This is a genomic window from Dermacoccus sp. Ellin185 (assembly GCF_000152185.1).
In the GTDB taxonomy this organism is placed as follows: Bacteria; Actinomycetota; Actinomycetes; order Actinomycetales; family Dermatophilaceae; genus Dermacoccus; species Dermacoccus nishinomiyaensis.
In genome coordinates this window covers 123950-138320 of record NZ_AEIQ01000045.1, presented here as the reverse complement: position 1 = coordinate 138320, position 14371 = coordinate 123950, and the positions used below count along the sequence as shown (strand labels likewise).

Annotated in this window: 13 protein-coding genes and 2 pseudogenes; all 15 read right to left on the bottom strand. The window is 70.2% G+C overall.

Going from position 1 to position 14371, the window contains the following annotated elements; genetic code table 11:
- A pseudogene (locus tag HMPREF0321_RS03935) lies at positions 1–333 on the bottom strand (argininosuccinate lyase); the annotation flags it as partial.
- Positions 334–413: 80 nt separating this feature from the next.
- Positions 414–995 (bottom strand): arginine repressor, encoded by a 582-nt coding sequence (locus tag HMPREF0321_RS03930; RefSeq protein WP_006944242.1) that lies wholly within the window; start codon positions 993–995, stop codon positions 414–416.
- The gene (gene argF / locus HMPREF0321_RS03925; protein WP_006944188.1) at positions 992–1924 is read right to left on the bottom strand and encodes an ornithine carbamoyltransferase; all 933 of its coding nucleotides are present in this window, start codon (positions 1922–1924) and stop codon (positions 992–994) included. Before argF ends, HMPREF0321_RS03930 begins: the two co-directional genes overlap by 4 nt.
- The gene (locus HMPREF0321_RS03920; RefSeq protein ID WP_006944301.1) at positions 1921–3162 is read right to left on the bottom strand and encodes an acetylornithine transaminase; all 1242 of its coding nucleotides are present in this window, start codon (positions 3160–3162) and stop codon (positions 1921–1923) included. The genes argF and HMPREF0321_RS03920 overlap by 4 nt, the downstream gene beginning before the upstream one ends.
- Positions 3159–4090 (bottom strand): annotated as a pseudogene (gene argB, locus HMPREF0321_RS03915) (acetylglutamate kinase). Before argB ends, HMPREF0321_RS03920 begins: the two are co-directional and overlap by 4 nt.
- The gene (argJ, locus tag HMPREF0321_RS03910) at positions 4087–5238 is read right to left on the bottom strand and encodes a bifunctional glutamate N-acetyltransferase/amino-acid acetyltransferase ArgJ (RefSeq protein ID WP_006944240.1); all 1152 of its coding nucleotides are present in this window, start codon (positions 5236–5238) and stop codon (positions 4087–4089) included. The pseudogene argB and the gene argJ overlap by 4 nt, the downstream one beginning before the upstream one ends.
- Positions 5235–5645: an ACT domain-containing protein gene (locus HMPREF0321_RS03905; RefSeq protein ID WP_006944305.1), complete on the bottom strand. Its 411-nt coding sequence runs from the start codon at positions 5643–5645 to the stop codon at positions 5235–5237. The genes argJ and HMPREF0321_RS03905 overlap by 4 nt, the downstream gene beginning before the upstream one ends.
- Positions 5645–6691, bottom strand: coding sequence for an N-acetyl-gamma-glutamyl-phosphate reductase (argC, locus tag HMPREF0321_RS03900; RefSeq protein ID WP_006944230.1), 1047 nt, complete (start codon positions 6689–6691; stop codon positions 5645–5647). Before argC ends, HMPREF0321_RS03905 begins: the two co-directional genes overlap by 1 nt.
- 107 nt (positions 6692–6798) lie before the next feature.
- Positions 6799–9330 carry a phenylalanine--tRNA ligase subunit beta gene (gene pheT / locus HMPREF0321_RS03895; RefSeq protein ID WP_006944194.1) on the bottom strand — a complete coding sequence of 844 codons (2532 nt, stop codon included), beginning with the start codon at positions 9328–9330 and terminating at the stop codon, positions 6799–6801.
- A 4-nt stretch (positions 9331–9334) separates the two neighbouring features.
- Positions 9335–10432, bottom strand: coding sequence for a phenylalanine--tRNA ligase subunit alpha (gene pheS, locus HMPREF0321_RS03890; RefSeq protein WP_006944209.1), 1098 nt, complete (start codon positions 10430–10432; stop codon positions 9335–9337).
- Between the two features lie 62 nt (positions 10433–10494).
- Complete coding sequence (locus HMPREF0321_RS03885; RefSeq protein ID WP_006944167.1) at positions 10495–11307, bottom strand: RNA methyltransferase; 813 nt, start codon at positions 11305–11307, stop codon at positions 10495–10497.
- Positions 11308–11362: 55 nt separating this feature from the next.
- The gene (gene rplT / locus HMPREF0321_RS03880; protein ID WP_006944285.1) at positions 11363–11737 is read right to left on the bottom strand and encodes a 50S ribosomal protein L20; all 375 of its coding nucleotides are present in this window, start codon (positions 11735–11737) and stop codon (positions 11363–11365) included.
- Between the two features lie 70 nt (positions 11738–11807).
- The gene (gene rpmI, locus HMPREF0321_RS03875; RefSeq protein ID WP_006944255.1) at positions 11808–12002 is read right to left on the bottom strand and encodes a 50S ribosomal protein L35; all 195 of its coding nucleotides are present in this window, start codon (positions 12000–12002) and stop codon (positions 11808–11810) included.
- Positions 12003–12108: 106 nt separating this feature from the next.
- Positions 12109–12708 (bottom strand): translation initiation factor IF-3, encoded by a 600-nt coding sequence (gene infC, locus HMPREF0321_RS03870; RefSeq protein WP_304438400.1) that lies wholly within the window; start codon positions 12706–12708, stop codon positions 12109–12111.
- A gap of 365 nt (positions 12709–13073) precedes the next feature.
- The gene (locus HMPREF0321_RS03865; protein ID WP_006944290.1) at positions 13074–14318 is read right to left on the bottom strand and encodes an MFS transporter; all 1245 of its coding nucleotides are present in this window, start codon (positions 14316–14318) and stop codon (positions 13074–13076) included.
- Positions 14319–14371 lie beyond the last annotated feature (53 nt).

The following is a 14371-nucleotide window of genomic DNA, read 5'->3' as shown; positions in this document are numbered from 1 at the left end:
CCGCAGGCGACCGCCGACGTCGGCGCCGGCGCGCTCGATGAGGCCGCGCTCGAGGGCCGTGTGGACGTCCTCGTCCTCCTGCGCCGGCGTGAACGCGCCCGACTCGACGTCGTCGAGCAACTGCTGCAGCGCCGCGAGCATGGCCGCGAGCGCCTCGTCGTCGAGCAGACCGGCGCGGTGCAGCACGCGCGCGTGCGCCCGCGAACCGGCGATGTCATAGGGCGCGAGGCGCCAGTCGAAGTGCGTCGACTTGCTCAGCGCGGCGAGCGCATCCGCCGGGCCACCGGCGAAGCGACCTCCCCAGAGGCTGAGGCGGGCGTCGGGCTGGGTCATGGGGTGAACCTCTCCTTCATCGGATGGATCGGGCGCGGGGCGCCGGGGAGATTGGAACGGTTGGAGCAGGGCTCGAGGGCTCAGACGCCGCGAATGTCGCCGCGTGAACCGGCGTCGGGATCGCCGCTTTCCTGGGCGTCGTCATCGTGGTCGGTGGAGGCGAGATCGTCCGTACGGCCGGCGAGTTCCAGGAAGCGCTTGGCGACGGGCGCCGCCCCCTGCGGGTCGCGGCAGATCACCATGATCGTGTCGTCGCCGGCGATCGTGCCGAGGACGTCGGTGAACTCCGCGTGGTCGATCGCCGAGGCGAGAAAGTTCGCCGCGCCCGGCGGGGTGCGCAGGATGACGAGGTTCGCCGACGACTCCGCTGTCACGAGCAACTCGCCCGACAGCCGGCGCAATCGTTGGACCGCCTCGGTGCGCGCGGCGCCCGCCCGAGGCGTGCGGTCACCGCCCTCGCCGGGCACGGCGTAGACGAGCGTGCGGCCCTGACGCACCTTGACCGCGCCGAGCTCGACGAGATCACGTGACAGCGTCGCCTGCGTGACGTCGACGCCGTCAGCGAGCAGCCGCTCGGCGAGATCCGTCTGCGACCGGATGGACTCGCGCCCGAGGATCTCGCGGATGCGCTGATGGCGCGCACCCTTCGTCTGCGCCATCATGCGTGCTCCGCGAGGAACGTCAGCAGCGCCTTCTGCGCATGCAGCCGGTTCTCCGCCTCGTCCCACACGACCGAGGCGGGGCCGTCGATGACGTCCGCGGCGATCTCGAAACCACGGTATGCCGGCAGGCAGTGCATGACGATCGCGTCAGGCGCCGCGTGCGCCATCAGCTCGCTCGTCACGCTGAAGGCGCTGAACGGATTGCTCTCGCCCTTGCGCGTGCTCGCCTCGTCCTCCATGCCCATCGACACCCACGTGTCGGTGATGACGACGTCCGCGCCCGTCACGGCTTCGATGGCGTCCTCGCTCGCATGCGCGCCGCCGCAGGTCGTCGCGGCGATCTCCTTGGCGCGCTCGAGGATCGCCGGATCCGGGCCGTACCCGTGCGGGCCGGCGACGGTGATGTCGGCGCCGGCCGTCGCGAAACCGAGCAGGTAGCTGTGGGCCATGTTGTTCGCAGCGTCACCGACGTAGGCGACCTTGCGACCGGCAGCGCTGCCCTTGTGTTCGGCGACCGTCAGCAGGTCGGCGAGGATCTGGCAGGGGTGGAAGGCGTCCGTCAGGGCGTTGACCACGGGCACGCCCGCGTGCTCGGCCATCTCTTCGAGGCGGTCCTGGCCGTAGGTGCGCCACACGATCGCGCTGACCTGGCGCCCAAGCACCTTCGCGACGTCGTGGATCGACTCACGCGTGCCGATCTGCGCGAGCTTGCCGTCGACGATCATCGGGTGCCCGCCGAGCTCGGCGACCCCCACGCTGAAGCTGAGCTGAGTGCGCAGCGTCGGCTTGTCGAAGATGATGGCGACGCCCTGGGGACCCGCGAACGGCTGCTTGGCGTGCCGGTCTCGTTTGAGCGTCGCCGCGAGCGCGAGCACCTCGGCCTGCTCGGCGGGGCTCAGGTCGTCGTCACGCAGGAAGTGGCGGGTCATGAGGCGTTCTCCTCGGTCTCGGCGGCATCGAGCAGGCCGGGCAGCGCGGCGACGAAGGTGTCGACCTGCTCGGCCGTGATGACGAGTGGCGGGGCCAGGCGGATGACGTCCGGGCCCGTCGCGTTGATGATGAAACCCGCCTCGCGGGCTCGGACGACGACACGCTGCGCGAGCGGGTCGCGCAGCACGATGCCGCGCAGCAGGCCGCGGCCGCGGACGGTAACGACGCGTTCGTCGCCGAGATTCTCGACAGCCTCGACGAGGTGCTCCCCCAGCCGCCGCGCCTGCTCTCGCAGGCGTTCGTCCTCGATCGTGCGCATGACGGCGACGCCCGCGGCGCACGCCAGCGGGTTGCCACCGAACGTCGAACCGTGCTGGCCGGCCTCGAACATCGTCGAGGCGGCACCGAAGGTGACGAGCGCACCGATCGGCACACCGCCGCCGAGGCCCTTGGCGAGCGTGATGGCGTCCGGCATGACCTCGGGTGCGATCGTCTGGAAGCCGAACCACTCGCCGGTGCGTGCAACGCCCGTCTGCACTTCGTCGATGATGAGCAACGCCCCGCGTTCGCGCGTCACCTCGCGGGCCGCGCGCAGGTATTCGGGCGAGGCCTCGATGACGCCCGCCTCACCCTGGATGGGTTCGAGGATCACCGCGCCCACCGTGTCGTCGACGGCTGCCCGTAGCGCCTCGACGTCGTGGTAGGGCACGCGCGTGACGCCCGGGACCAGCGGTTCGAACGGCTCGCGGTAGGCCTGCTTGGAGGTGAGCGACAGCGCGCCCAGCGTGCGGCCATGGAAGCCGCCGTCCGCGACGACGACACCGGGGCGAGCGGTACGGCGCGCCAGCTTGAACGCCGCCTCGTTGGCCTCGGCGCCGGAGTTGCAGAAGAAGACGCGAGTGTCGCCGTCGCCACCCGACGCGGCGACCAAGCGTTCGGCGAGCTCGATCTGCGGGCGCGTCGTGAAGAAGTTGGACACGTGGATGAGCTTCGCCGCCTGCTCGCTCACCGCGGCGACGAGCGCGGGGTGGGCATGGCCGAGAACGTTGACCGCGATACCGGCGAGCAGATCGAGGTACTCGCGGCCCTCGACGTCGCGAACAACGGCGCCCTCGCCGCGCTCGAGGACGAGCCCGGGCGCCCCGAAGACCCCCATGAGGGAGGCGCCGTAGCGCTGCGTCAGATCCCCGTGCGTCGGCATCGTGGACGCCGGGGCGTCATGGTCGGCCGGGTTCATCGGCGTCCTCCTGAGGTGATCATCGTGCCGATCCCTTCGTCCGTGAAGATCTCGAGCAGGATGGAGTGCGGGCGTCGCCCGTTGACGACGTGGGTGTGCGGCACGCCCCCGCGCACGGCGCGGATGCAGGCCTCGAGCTTGGGAACCATGCCCGAGTCGACCGTCGCGAGCATGCGTTCGGCCTCGTCGACGGGCAGCTTCGACAGCAGCGACGACTCGTCCGGCCAGTTCGCGTAGACCCCCTCGACGTCCGTGAGCACGACGAGCTTGTGCGCGCCGAGCGCGACGGCGAGAGCACTCGCGGCGGTGTCGGCGTTGACGTTGAGCACCTGCCCCTCGCGCTCGAGGTCGGGCGCCACGGACGAGATGACGGGGATGCGCCCCGAGTGCGCGAGGTCACGCACGATCTGCGGGTCGACCATCTCGACGTCACCGACGAGGCCGACGTCGACGGCCTCACCGTCGACGATGGCGGGGCGGCGGCGGGCGCCGAACAGGCCTGCATCTCGCCGGAGAGGCCGAACGCCATCGGGCCGTGATTGTTGATGAGGCCGACGAGTTCGCGCGAGACCTGGCCCGTCAGCACCATGCGCACGACTTCCATCGTCTCGGGCGTCGTGACGCGCAGGCCGCCGCGGAACTCGCTCTTCATCCCGAGCCGGTTGAGCATCGCGGCGATCTGCGGGCCGCCGCCGTGGACGACGACGGGGCGTAGCCCGGCGTAACGCAGGAAGGCGATGTCTTCGGCGAAGGCGCGCTTGAGGGCGTCGTCCCTCATGGCGTTGCCGCCGTACTTCACGACAACGAGCGCGTCCTGATACTTCTGCAGCCACGGCAGCGCCTCGACGAGGGTGCCCGCCTTGAGACCCGCCGAGGCGAGCGACGAGAGGTCGCGAGGCTGGGTCGTCTCGTGCTCCGTCCCGCTCATGTGCTGTACGCCGAGTTCTCGTGGACGTAGTCGTGCGTGAGGTCGTTCGTCAGGACGGTGGCGTCGGCGTCACCGGCGTGGAGAAACACCTCGACCTTCACTTCACGCTGAGACATATCGACGCCCGAGCGGTCGTCACCGACCCCGCCGCTGCGGCACACCATGACGCCGTTGATCGCGACATCGAGCTGCGCCGGCTCGAACGCGGCCGAGGTGGTCCCGACGGCCGCGAGAACCCGCCCCCAGTTGGGATCGTTGCCGAACACGGCGCACTTGAAGAGGTTGTTGCGGGCTATCGAACGTGCAACCTCAAGTGCATCGTCAACGTTGGCGGCGCCCTGGACGTCGATCGTGATGTCGTGCGCGGCGCCCTCCGCGTCGGCGATGAGCTGTTCGGCCAGGTCGACGCAGACTTGCGTGAGGATGGCCGTGAACTCCCCCATCTGCGGGCTCACCCCGCTCGCTCCCGAGGCCATGAGCACGACGGTGTCGTTCGTCGACTGGCAACCGTCCGAGTCGATGCGATCGAACGACATCGCCGTCGCCGCGCGCAACGCCTCGCCGGCCTGCTCGGCGGTGAGGACCGCGTCGGTCGTGATGACGACGAGCATCGTCGCGAGGGACGGCGCGAGCATGCCGGCGCCCTTCGCCATGCCGCTGATCGTGTATCCGGAACCGAACCCGGTGCACTCCTTCGCGACCGTGTCCGTCGTCATGATGGCGGTCGCGGCGTCCTCCCCGCCGTCAGCGCTCAACGAACCGGCCGCCGCGGTGATACCGGATTCGATCTTGTCCATCGGCAGCAACTCACCGATGAGGCCCGTCGAGCAGACGACGACGTCACCGGCGCTCACTCCGACGGCCTCGGCGGCGAGTTCGGCGCTGCGGTGCGTGTCGAGGAAACCCTGCGCCCCGGTGCAGGCGTTGGCGCCACCGGAGTTGAGCAGAACGACGTCGGCGCGCCCGTCCGTCACCACCTGGCGCGACCAGGTCACCGGCGCCGCCTCGACGCGGTTCGAGGTGAACACGGCGGCGACGACGTGCTCGGGCCCGTCGTTGACGACGAGGGCGACGTCGGGGCGCCCGCTGGGCTTCAGCCCCGCCGTCACGCCCGCCGCGCGGAAGCCTGCGGCAGCGGTGACACTCATGGTTTCTCCTTGATGATGTGCCCGCCACGAGCCCACAGCTCACGAGCGCGCGCGGATTCGTACGTCGGCACCATGATCCAGTCGGTGTCGAACGTCGAGACGGTGAAGACGGTGACGTCGGCCTCGCCGAGCGGCGCGACGATGGCCGAGAGCAGACCCGTCAGCGCGAAGTCGAGCGGACCCTCGACCTCGAACACGTGGAACGGGCCCTGCTGACGCACGACCGCGTCCCGCGGGATCGCTGAGGTGAGGCACAGCACCGACGTCTCCGACGCCGTCGCACTGACGGAGACGAGCGGCGCGTCCGTGAGCGCCCATTCGGGCACGACCTCCTGCGCGCCGAGGCGCACGTACGACAGCTCCTCGGGGTGGGCGATGAGGGTGAACCGAGCTCCGAACGCGACCATCAGGGGCTCACCCCCGCGAGCGGCAGGCCCGTGGTCTCGCCCAGGCCGAGCGACAGGTTCATCGACTGCACGGCTGCACCGGCCGTCCCCTTCGTCAGGTTGTCGACGGCGGAGGTGACGACGACGCGCCCCGCCACCTCGTCGAGCGCGAACTGCAGGGTGACGACGTTCGACCCGAGCACCGAACCGGTCGCGGGCCACGACCCGGCAGCCAGGAGCTCGACGAAGGGTTCGTCGGCATAGGCCTCGGCGAAGGCGCGCGCGACGTCATCAGCCGTCGTGCCGGGCGCCAGCCGAGCCGTCGACGTCGCGAGGATGCCGCGCGGCATGGGGGCGAGCGTCGGCGTGAACGACAGCGTCACCTCGCGCTCACCGCCGGCGGCGAGACGCAGGTTCTGCGCGATCTCGGGCGTGTGACGGTGCCCGCCGCCGACGCCGTACGGGCTCATCGACCCCATGACCTCGGCGCCGAGCAGGTGTGGCTTGAGGCCCTTGCCGGCCCCCGAGACACCCGAGGACGCGACGACGACCACGTCGTCGAGCGCGATGAGGGACGCCGCCGCGAGCGGCGCGAGAGCGAGCGAGACGGCCGTCGGATAGCACCCGGGGACGGCGACGCGGCGCGCGCCGCGCAGCTGCTCGCGCCGCTTGACGCCCTTCGAGACGAGTTCGGGCATCCCGTAGGCCCAGGACCCCGCGTAGGGCGTGTCGTAAAAACGCTGCCAGTCGCTCTCGCGCTCGAGCCGAAAATCCGCGCCACAGTCGATGACGACGACGTCTGCGTCGAGCTGCGCGGCGAGCGCAGCGCTCTGCCCGTGCGGCAGTGCGAGGAAGACGACGTCGTGGCCGGCGAGGGCGTCAGCGTTCGTGGCAAGCACGGGTCGCTCGGCGAGGGAGAACAACGACGGGTGATGATCGCCGAGGCGCGAACCGGCGGAGGAACCCGCCGTCAGTGCGCCGATCTCGACGTCGGGATGGGCGAGCAAGAGGCGCAGGATCTCCCCGCCCGCATATCCACTCGCCCCGGCGACAGCTGCTGTGACCATGCCCCCAGCCTAGCGCAGATCGCATACCCATGCATTTTTAGGTCATACTCATGCACACAGGGTGGAGACGGCGTCACGCCGCCCCCACCCTGTCGATCATGCCGGAATCAGGCGCCGCGCAGGCTCGCTCCAACACTCTCGTCGACGGCGCGCACTGCCGCGTCGCGTGCCGCGTTCACCTCGTCGGTCGTCAGCGTCCGCTCGGGGGAACGGAAGAACAGGCGGTACGCGAGGGACTTCTTGCCCTCACCGACCTGATCGCCCGTGTAGATGTCGAACAGCGCGACCGACTCGAGGTGTTCACCGGCCCCCGAGCGCAACGCCGTCTCGACGCGAGCCGCAGGGACGGACGCGTCGACGACGAGCGCGACGTCGGAATGCGCCTGCGGGAACGTCGCGATGCTCGAAGCGACACCGGGGCGCTCGGCGTACGCCGACAGCGCGTCGAGGTCGAGTTCGCCCCCGACCGTGCGGGCCGGCAGCGAGAACGCCGCGACGACCTTGGGGTGCAGCTCGCCCGCTGCGCCGATGACGGTGCCGTCCGGCAGCGCGATGCTCGCGCAGCGTCCCGGGTGGAACGGCGCCACCTGCGCCTGCTCGATCGTCAGGTCGACGCCGAGCACGCGCCCGATCTGCAGCGCCACGGCGATCGCGTCGCTCCAGTCCGCGCCGCGCCCGGCACCCCACCAGCCCTTGCGCTCGCTGTCACCGGCCGCGACCCAGGCGACGTGGCGCGGCTGCGCCGGCACGGCCGAGCGGATCGCGTCGAGCACCTCAGGCGCCGGGTGCACGCCGACCGGTGACGTCGGCGCCTGGCCCGCCTCACCGGCGACGACGAGACCGATCTCGAACAGCGCCACGTCCTTGAACCCGCGCGCGACGTTGCGCTTGAGCGAGTCCATCATCGTGGCGAGAACACTCGTGCGGATGAGCGGCAGCTCGTCCGACAGCGGGTTGGTCAGGCGCACGCTCGTGCGCCGCGCGTCGTCGGCTGCGAAGCCGAGCTTGTCGTGTACGTCATCACTGACGAACGGCAGCGAGATGATCTCCGTCAGGCCAGCCATCGCGAGCGCATTCGCCACGTTGCGGCGGTAGCGCTGCGACGCCGTCAGCCCACGCCCGGCGAGGGGTCGCGGCAGGACGGATGGGATGGCGTCATACCCGCGCAGACGCGCCACTTCCTCGACGAGGTCGGGCCCGCTCGTCAGGTCGGGGCGCCACGTGGGCGGTGTGACGCTCCACAACGGTTCGTTGCGCTCGACCCGGCACCCGACGGCATCAAGGCTCTCGGCGACCTCGTCGTCGGAGTACGCGACACCGACGAGCCGCGTCGGCTGCTGCGGGTCGAAGTCGATCGGCTGCGGCGCGCGCGTCGTGTCGAGGTCGGTGACGCCGTCGTCGACGACGCCGCCGCCGTACTGCACGAGCAGTTCGACGGCGAGCTGCGCCGCGGCTGCCGCGATCTGCGGGTCGACGCCACGCTCGTAGCGCTTGGACGCCTCGCTGCCGAGCTTGTGGCGGCGCGCGGTGCGGGCGACGGAGACCGGGTCGAAGTGGGCGGCCTCGATGAGGACGTCGGTCGTCGAGTCGCTCACCTCGCTGTCGGAACCGCCCATGACGCCGGCCAGCGCCAGCGGGCGTGCACCGCCGTCGGTGATGAGCAGATCCTCGGCGAACAGGGTGCGCTCGACGCCGTCGAGCGTCGTCAGCTTCTCCCCCGCGCGGGCGCGTCGCACGACGATCTCCTCGCCCAGCGCCCCGAGATCGAACGCGTGCAGGGGCTGGCCGAGCGCCATCATGACGTAGTTGGTGACGTCGACCGGCAGCGAGATCGAGCGCATGCCCACCTCGGTGACGGCCGTCGCAAGCCACGCGGGCACCGGAGCGTTCGGGTCGATGCCGCGCACGACGCGTGCGACGTACCGGTCGCAGCCGACCGCGCCACGCAGCCCCTGGGGGTCGTCGACGCGCACCGGGTAACCCAAGTCGTTCGCTGCCGGCGCCCTCGTCGTCAGCGCATCGACCGGGTCGGTGAAGCTCGCGCCGGTGGCGTGGCCGTACTCGCGCGCGATGCCGCGCATCGAGAAGCAATAACCGCGATCGGGGGTGACGTTGACCTCGACGGTCTCGCGGTCGAGCCCGAGCAGCGGCAGTGCGTCCTGGCCCGGCGTGAGCGACGAGGCGTCGACACCGAGGCGCTGCGGCAGCAGGATGATGCCGCCCGAGCCGTCGTCGGGCAGGCCCAGTTCATCTGCGGCACAGATCATCCCGGCCGACAGGTGACCGTACGTCTTGCGGGCGCTGATGGTGAAGCCGCCCGGCAGCACGGCACCCGGCAGCGCGACGACGACGGTGTCGCCGACCTCGAAGTTGTGCGCGCCGCACACGATGCCCTGAGGTTCACCGGTGCCGTTCGCGTCACCGACATCGACGGTGCACCAGTTGATGACCTTGCCGTTCTTCTGCTCCTCGGGCGTCTTCGTCAGCACGCGGCCGACGACGAGGGGGCCGGTAACGCCGCCGCCGTGGATGGCCTCCTCCTCGAGTCCGACGCGCACGAGGTCCGCGGCGACCTGCAGGCCGGTTGCCCCTTCGGGCACGTCGACGTACTCGCGCAGCCATTCGATGGGAACTCGCATTGTCTCAGACCTCCAAGCCGAACTGGGCGTCGAAGCGGACGTCGCCCTCGATCATCTCGCGCATGTCGGATGCGCCCGTGCGGAACATCAGGGCGCGTTCGACGCCCATGCCGAACGCGAAACCGCTGTACTCGGCCGGGTCGACGCCGCAGGCGCGCAGCACGTTCTCGTTGACCATGCCGCAGCCGCCCCACTCGATCCAGCCGGTGCCGCCGCAGGTGCGGCAGGCCGCGTCCTCCCCACGGCAGACGAAGCACCGCAGATCCATCTCGGCGCTCGGCTCGGTGAACGGGAAGTAGTTGGGGCGCAGGCGCGTCGTGATGCCCTCACCGAACAACTGCGTCGCGAGGTGGTCGAGCGTGCCCTTGAGGTGCGCCATCGTGATGCCCTTGTCGACCGCCAGGCCCTCCATCTGGTGGAAGACGGGCAGGTGCGTCGCGTCGAGTTCGTCGGTGCGGTACGCCTTGCCGGGCGCGACGATGTAGAGCGGCACCCCACGATCGAGCATCGAGCGTGCCTGCACGGGCGAGGTGTGCGTGCGCATGACGAGGCCGCCGTCGGCGGGGTCGAGGTAGAACGTGTCCTGCATCTGGCGCGCGGGGTGGTCCTCGTCGAAGTTGAGGGCGTCGAACACGAACCACTCGGCCTCGACCTCTGGCCCTTCGGCGACCTCCCACCCCATGCCGACCATGATGTCGACCATGAGCTGCTGCATGAGTTCGACGGGGTGACGCCCGCCGACGGGGCGACGCAGCGCGGTCGCCGTCGTCACGTCGACGGCCTCTTCGGTGAGGATGCGCTCGTCGCGCTCGGCCTCGAGCTCGCGCTGGCGGGTCTTCAGCGCGGCGCCCACACGGCCACGTGCCTGGCCGACGCGCTTGCCCGCCTCGGCCTTCGCCGACGGCGGCAACGCGCCGATCTCGCGGTTGGCCAGCGCCAACGGGGACTTGTCACCCGCGTGCGCCGTGCGCACCACCTTGAGCTCCTCGAGCGAGGACGCGGCGGCGATGGCCGCGAGAGCGGCGGTGACGTTGGACTCGACCACCTCGGGGTCGAGGGCAGCGACCTCGACGGGGTCGTAGTTCGTGTTGGGGCCAGACATGCGCCCGAGTCTATCGAGTGCGCGCAAACCGATTCCCACGCGTCCGCGCGGGCGAGGGGTGCTCAGTTCTGGGCGGCAGCCGAGGCGTAGAGGCAGACGGTGGCGGCCATCGCGAGGTTGAGCGACTCGGCGTGGCCGTAGATCGGCACGCGGACGACGTCGTCGCACTGCTCGCGCACCTCGGGCTCGAGGCCCCATGCCTCGTTGCCCATGACCCACGCGTGCGGGGTGGCGAGGTCGACGTCGGGCAGAAATGTCTCGCCGACGCCGTCGGCGGCGTGCAGTGTCAGCCCTGCGGCGCGACAAGCGGCGAAGATCTCCTCGATCGACGACCCGCGCGAGATCGGCAGGTGCCACAGCGAGCCGACGCTCGAACGCACGAGCTTCGGGTTGTAGAGGTCGACGCTCGCGTCGCTGAGGATCACGGCGTCCGCCCCCGTCGCATCGGCGCCGCGGATGACGGTGCCCGCGTTTCCGGGGTCGCGCACGTTCGTGCAAATGACGACGAACTTCGGCGAGCCCGCGAGCACGTCGGCCAGCGGGCGATCGATCGGCCTGGCGACGGCGATGATGCCCTGCGGCTGTTCGGTGTCGCACATCGCGGCGAGCACCTGCGGCGAGCAGTCGTGGACGAAGCGCCGCTCGCCTGCTGCGGCGCCGTCAGCCCATTCCCCGGCGAGTTCGCGCAGGTCGGGGTGACGCTCGGCGGCGTCGGCGTCGAGGTAGACGTCGCGGATCGACATCGGCGCGAACCGGATGAGCTCGCGCACGGCCTGGCGCCCCTCGACGAGGAACAGCCCGGCCTTGTCACGTGCAGAACGCCGCCCCAGCGCCTTGACCTGCTTGACCCGATCGGAACGGACGTTCGTGATCATGGTCGAGCGAGCCCTTCGGCGTGGAGCGGCGTTCGGTGCGAAAGAGGTGCCTGGATCAGGCAGCCGGCGTCTGGGCCGGGACGTTCGCCTTGGCGATCTCGACGAGCTTGGCGAAGGCCGGGGCGTCGTTGACGGCCAGCTCGGCGAGCATGCGACGGTCGACCTCGATGCCGGCGACCTTCAGGCCCTGGATGAAGCGGTTGTACGTCATGCCGTTGAGGCGAGCCGCAGCGTTGATGCGCTGGATCCAGAGGCGACGGAAGTCGCCCTTCTTGGCGCGACGGTCACGGTAGGCGTAACCGAGGCTGTGCGTCACCTGCTCCTTGGCCTTGCGGTAAAGGCGCGAGCGCTGGCCGCGGTAGCCGCTGGCCTGCTCGAGAACGGTACGACGCTTCTTGTGGGCATTGACTGCCCGCTTCACGCGTGCCACGTGATCACTCCTTGAGTGGGGCGGCGGCGCCTGACGCCTGCCGCGAAGTTAGTTGGTGGGTGTGGACGGCTCAGAGGCCGAGAAGGCGCTTGATCTTCTTCTCGTCGGCCGGCGCGAGAACGACGTCGTTGACGAGACGACGCGACTGACGCTTGGCGCGCTCCTCGAACTTGTGCACGTGGCGGGCGCGCTGCCGCATGATCTTGCCCTTACCGGTGACGCGGAAACGCTTCTTCGCACCGGAGTGCGTCTTCATCTTCGGCATGGCCGACTCCTTCGCTACCTCGACGCGCTCGTGTGCGCGTCGGCTGTCTGACTGCCTCGCCCGATCACCCGGGACGAGGGTTCTCCACCCGAGGGTGAAGGGGGTGTTACTTCGCAGCCTCTCCGGCCGCGACCTGCTCGGCCTCAGGGGCCTCGCTCGAGACAGGCGTCTCGGCCTGCGGCTCCGGGGCGGCATTGGCTGCCTTCTCGGCCTCACGACGACGACGGTCCTCGGCGCGCGCCTCGGCCTTCTTCTTCGTCGGGCCGAGCACCATCACCATGTTGCGTCCGTCCTGCTTCGGCGCGCTCTCGATGAACGCGAGCTCCTGCACGTCCTCAGCGAGCTTCTGCAGGAGGCGGAAGCCGAGCTCGGGGCGCGACTGCTCACGGCCGCGGAACATGATGGTGACCTTGACCTTGTCACCGGCCGAAAGGAACCGGACGACGTGACCCTTCTTGGTGTCGTAGTCGTGCTGGTCGATCTTCGGTCGGAGCTTGATCTCCTTGATGACCGTGTTGACCTGGTTCTTGCGCGACTCGCGCGCCTTCATGGCCGCTTCGTACTTGAACTTGCCGAAGTCCATGAGCTTGGCGACGGGCGGCTTGGCCTGGGGGGCCACCTCGACGAGGTCGAGGTCGGCCTCGGCGGCGAGGCGCAGCGCGTCCTCGACTCGGACGATGCCCACCTGCTCACCATTGGGGCCCACCAACCGAACTTCCGGGACTCGGATTCGGTCGTTGATGCGTGGCTCAGCGCTGATGGCCTGCTCCTTCACGAGTGTGATGTTCACGAGTTGTTGCGGTGTGCCCGGCCACCGACGGTGTTCGGGCAACAAAAAAGACTTCTTGCGAGCGCAAGAAGTCTTCGTTCAACACGCACGACGCGATGATTGTTCCGTCGCCATCGAGGCGGGTGCCTCGTCGTGCATCGTGACCAAGACCCTGCCTCCCGAAGGAGACCGAGGGTGGAGACCGAAGCCCCTCTTGCGCACCGAGCGCTTTCACTGCCTCGATGAGGCCATGCGAACGTCCGGCTGGTGCCCACCACGATAGCAGCCGGTGTGACTCAGCCCTAATCGGCGCGGCGGGTGGGTTCGACGTCGGTGCCCTGCGCCTGTGAAGACGCCGGCAGACCGGCCCGTCGTGACCGCAGCCCCCGTCGCGCCCCGACCATGACGGCGCCGAGGCCGGCGATGGCCGCCCCCGTCAGCCCGACGGACGCGAAACCGCCCGCGAAGCCGTGACGGTCGATGAACACGCCTGCGAGCGGCCCACCGAGCGCACCGCCGAGGGTGAGGAACGAACCGTGCCACCCCATCGCCTCGCCGCGCACCCGTTCGGGTACGACGCGCGTGAGTGCATCGACGGACGCAGTCATCGTCGGCGCGCAGAACAGGCCTGCGACGAAACCCCACACGCACAGACCGAGCACGCCGTGGGCGAAGCCGATCGGCGCCGTCGTCAGGGCGAGCAGGACGAGCAGCGCGAACATGGGCGGCGGCGACGTCATCGCGCCGTAGACGAGCCCACCGAGGACGGAGCCCAGCCCCCACACGGCCAGCACGAGGCCGAGCTGGGCGGAGGCGTCGAAGTGACGGGCTGCGGCGACGAACGAGACGTCACTGCCGCTGAGGACGACGACGGCCGCGAACCCGACGAGGCACACCGCCAGGAAACGCGGCGTCACCCAGCGTTCGCGTGGCAGGTCGACGTCCGCGGCAGCCTCTTCGTCGAGCGCCTGCCGGATCGGCGGGTCGATCCACCACAGCAGCGCCGCGAGCGCCGCGGAGGCCATCTCGAGGCAGAAGATCACCCACGACGTCGGGAAGTGACCGCCGAGAGCGATCGCGATGACGGGCCCGAGCATGAAGGACAGCTCGACGATGATGCCGTCGGTCGCGAGCGCCGTGCGGCGATCCTCGTCGCTCGTCGCGGCGATGATGCCCTGACGGATGACGGTGAACGTCGGCACGGCGAACAGCCCGGCCAATGCCGCGAGCAGGAGCAGCGGTACATAGCCGACGAAGGGCGCCACGGCCCAGCACCCGGCCGTGACCAGGATCGACGGCGCGACGACCCGGCGCAGCCCGAGGGTGTCGAGCAGGCGCCCGCGCCACGGTCCCGACAGCGCGACGGCGAGGGTCGAGGCCGCCGCGACGAGACCTGCCTGCGACCAGGTGCGGTGCAGCGTCTCGACGACGTGGATCGTGAGCAGCACCGACACCCCGAACGTCGGGATGCGGATGGCGAAGCCGAGCAGCAGCAGCTGGCGGGTGCGGCGGTTGGCAAGAACGCGGCGGTAACGGGTGGCGGGCATGGTGGCGTCATGGTGTCACGGGCGTGCGGTGGTGGGCGAACCCCTTTCGTCCA